Origin of the sequence: Mycobacterium sp., from assembly GCF_049802695.1 — a bacterium.
Taxonomy (GTDB): domain Bacteria; phylum Actinomycetota; class Actinomycetes; order Mycobacteriales; family Mycobacteriaceae; genus Mycobacterium.
This window is the reverse complement of sequence record NZ_JBARMY010000025.1, coordinates 1-3,838: the sequence shown is the minus strand read 5'-3', so window position 1 is coordinate 3,838 and position 3,838 is coordinate 1. Positions and strand designations below refer to the sequence as shown.

Below are 3,838 nucleotides of genomic sequence, written 5' to 3'. Positions count from 1 at the left end.
GGACACGCCGGCCGCCGAAGTCACCGCCGTCGACACCGGGGTCGCGTCGCTGCGGGACCTGATGCCGCCGGCCGAGCAACCGCCGTCCGGCGAGATGACGGTTGTCAAAGTCGGCGAGGGCGACGTCGGGAGCCTGGCGACCCGATTCGTGAAGTTTATGTCGCAGCGGTCGGTTGCGGACGACAAGCCGGCCGGCTCGGTGACGCTCGGACGGGCCAGCGACAACGACATCGTGATTCCGGACGTCCTGGCGTCCCGTCACCATGCGACGTTGGTCCTGACACCGCTGGGCGCCGAGATCCGCGACCGCAGCGTCAACGGGACGTTCGTCAACGGGACCCGGGTGGGCTCGGCGATTCTCGGTGAAGGCGACGTGGTCACCATCGGCAACGTCGACCTGGTGTTGACAGACAGCACCCTGGTGCGGCGTACCGAGGCCGCGACGCGCTCCGGCGGGTTGGAAGTGAATGCGGTCAACTTCCGGATCGACGGCAAGCGCCTGCTCAACGACATCTCGCTGATCGCCAGGCCCGGCACGCTGACGTCGGTGATCGGTGGTTCCGGTGCCGGCAAAAGCACCCTGGCCAGGCTGATCGCCGGCTACACCACGCCCAGCACGGGCTCGGTGACCTTCGAAGGTCACGACATCCACGCCGAGTACGCGTCGCTGCGCAGCCGGATCGGGATGGTGCCGCAGGACGATGTCGTGCATCGTCAGCTGACGGTAAATCAGGCTCTCGGCTATGCAGCTGAGCTGCGGCTGCCGCCGGACACCAGCAAAGCCGACCGGGCCCAGGTCGTCGCCGAGGTCCTCGAAGAACTCGACATGACCAAGCACGCCGACACCCGGGTGGACAAGCTTTCGGGTGGACAGCGTAAGCGTGCTTCGGTGGCGCTGGAGCTGCTGACCGGGCCGTCGTTACTGATCCTCGACGAGCCGACCTCGGGTCTCGACCCGGCGCTGGACCACCAGGTGATGATGATGTTGCGCCAGCTGGCCGACGCCGGCCGGGTGGTGATCGTGGTCACGCACATGCTGTCCTACCTCGATCTTTGCGACCAGGTGCTGCTGGTCGCGCCCGGCGGCAAGACGGCGTTCTACGGCCCGCCCGACCAGGTCGGCTCGGCGTTGGGCACCACCAACTGGGCCAAGATCTTCGCCAAGGTGGGCGCCGACCCCGACGAGGCGAATCGCCGGTTCCTGGCCAACAAGCAGCCGCCCGCAGCGACGAAAACCGACACACCCGCCGACCTCGGCGAACCGGTGCACACCAGCCTGCGGCGCCAACTCTCCACGATCGCGCGTCGTCAGGTCCGCCTCGTCGTCGCCGACCGCGCCTACTTCGTCTTCCTGGCGTTGTTGCCGTTCATCTTGGGGGCGCTGTCGCTGACGGTTCCGGGCCACAACGGATTTCACGTCGCCCGGCCGGGCGACACACCCGACGAGTCCGCGCAGATCCTGGCGCTGATCATTCCGGCCGCCGCCTTCATGGGGACGGCGCTGACCATCCGCGACCTGATCGGCGAACGCCCGATCTTCCAGCGCGAGCAGGCGGCGGGGTTGTCGACCACCGCCTACCTGCTGGCCAAAACCGGCGTGTTCTGCGGGTTCGCGATCCTTCAGGCAGCGATAGCGGCCACCATCGTGGTCATCGGCAAGGGCGCCCCGACCAGGGGTGCTGTGCTGCTGGGGAACGCCACCGTGGAGCTGTACGTGACTGTTGCTGCGACGTGCGTGGCCTCGGCGCTGTTCGGCCTGGTCCTGTCGGCGCTGGTGCGCTCCACTGAACAGATCATGCCGTTGTTCGTGGTGTCGGTCATGGCGCAGCTGGTGCTGTGCGGCGGGATGGTGCCGGTGACCGGCCGCATGCTGCTCGACCAGCTGTCCTGGCTCACGCCGGCGCGTTGGGGGTATGCCGCGGCGTCGTCGACGGTCGACGTGCGGCACCTGGTGCCCGGAGCGTTGGTCCCCCAGGACCGTTGGTGGCAGCACACGTCCGGTGCCTGGCTGTTCGACATGGGGATGCTCGCTGCGCTGTCGGTGATCTACGCCGGCTTCGTGCGGTGGAAGATCCGACTGCACCGCTGATCGAGGCCCGCGGAGGAGCGAAGGTAAGGTGACGCCATTCACCCGCCGAAGCACGAGACCTTCGACCTGGTCGCGTACACCAACACCGATCCGAAAGGGATCGCGCGGGCCGTCGACGTCTACCGGCTGCGGCCATGGGGCTTGTACATGGCACGCCGCACGCCAGGCCGGATTCAGTTCCACTACATCCAGTCCTGGCTGCTGCCGGCGCTGGGCCTGCGCGCCACCGTGTTTCACTTCAACGCCGGTCATGAACGCGAGCAGGACTATTACCTCGACGTCGGCGAGTACACCCCCGGCACCCGCGCCTGGCACTCCGAGGATCACTACCTTGACCTGGTGGTGCGCACCGGCGTCGGAACCGAGTTGACCGACGTCGACGAGTTCCTCACCGCGGTCCAACACCGGTTGCTGTCACCGGAGCAGGGTGAACGCGCAATCCGGCGCGCCGCGGTCGCGGTCGACGGCCTGGCCCGGCACGGTCACGATCTGCAGCAGTGGCTGTCCGCGGGGGGCTTCGAGCTCACCTGGCGCGAAGCGGAGTAAACCGCCGGCAAATTCGCGCGCGCTCGGGCCCGCGAAGTAATCTCTGCAGTCATGAGCTCCAGCAAGCACAGGTGGACAACCATCGCCGCCCTGTCCGCCGCGGTCTTCGGCGCACAGTTGACACCGGCGATCGCTTCAGCTGACCTACATAATGTCACCTACGTCGCGCGGGTCGACGGGATTGCTCCCGGCTCGACAGCCACCTTCTTGATCAATGACAACCAAACCAGCACTACCAACCTCAGCTCGCTAGGCAACTCTTTCGAAGCCAACACGGTGTTGGCCGATCCGACGAAAGCGGGCCTGCAGGTGGCGGTTCACTTTCCCTATTCGGCCAATGTGCACTGCGAGATCGACGTCGACGACAACGTCGCCACCCAGCTGGACCAGGTGGTCAAGCCGACGCAGAACAACAACGACCCGGCGAACGGCGTGTTGGCCTGCGGCGCACCGCTTCCCCCGTCGTGAGTTAGGGTCGCCAACCGGTGGACCCGGCCCACTCCCACGCGCGGGGGTAAGCATCCGAATACCACGGCTCCTTCGCCTCGGCGTAGGCCGCGACGCCGTCGTCAGCTGGCACCGCAGCGGCCGCCCGCTGCTTGACCGCCAGATACTCGTCGCGGACATCCGGATTGGCCCGTAGCCAGTCAACGAACAGCAGGGCGAACTGCTGATTCGGCCAGCCCGCGACCCGCACGTGCACGTAGGTCGGCCGGCCAGGGTCGGCTGAGGCGTGAATGCGTTTGTGCCACAAGCTTTGGTCGGCATTATGGTCGTAGGCGTCGACGGTGCTTCGGGGATCGGACTTCGCGACGTCCGCGGTGACGTCGTTGATACGCGGGTAACCGGCCGACAGCAGGGACTCGGCGAGTTCATTGGCCACGTCCAGGGACTCGACGGTCACTTGGATGTCGACGGCGTCCTTGGCGTCCAGGCCGGGCACCGCCGTGGAGCCGATGTGGTCGACGCGGTTTGCTTTCGCGCCGCATGCCGACCCGATTCGGGCGACGATTCGTTGCGCCTGGTCCGGCCAGGTCGGGTCGGCCGGCACCAGCCGGGCTGCGGGACACGCGACCTGCCGGGCGGTGAGGTTGCGCGCGAACGCGCTGATCCGGTGATTCCAGACGTCAGTGGCCCGTTCGGCCAGCGCAGCCAGGGTGCCCGAGTTGTCCAGCCAGACGTCGGCAACCGCCCGGCGCTGTT

Annotated in this window: 4 protein-coding genes; 3 read left to right on the top strand and 1 reads right to left on the bottom strand. The window is 67.3% G+C overall.

The window, feature by feature from the left end; translation table 11 throughout:
• From WA317_RS00895 to WA317_RS00885, 3 genes are all read left to right on the top strand, one after another.
• On the top strand, positions 1–2,089 hold a 2,089-nt coding region (locus WA317_RS00895; RefSeq protein WP_425171235.1), incomplete at its 5' end, for an ATP-binding cassette domain-containing protein.
• A gap of 36 nt (positions 2,090–2,125) precedes the next feature.
• Positions 2,126–2,635, top strand: coding sequence for a DUF402 domain-containing protein (locus WA317_RS00890; RefSeq protein ID WP_425171236.1), 510 nt, complete (start codon positions 2,126–2,128; stop codon positions 2,633–2,635).
• Positions 2,636–2,686: 51 nt separating this feature from the next.
• The gene (locus tag WA317_RS00885) at positions 2,687–3,103 is read left to right on the top strand and encodes a hypothetical protein (protein ID WP_425171234.1); all 417 of its coding nucleotides are present in this window, start codon (positions 2,687–2,689) and stop codon (positions 3,101–3,103) included.
• Position 3,104: 1 nt separating this feature from the next.
• Here WA317_RS00885 and coaE read toward each other — a convergent pair.
• Positions 3,105–3,838 (bottom strand): dephospho-CoA kinase (gene coaE, locus WA317_RS00880; protein ID WP_425171233.1); only part of this gene is annotated, 734 nt, incomplete at its 5' end.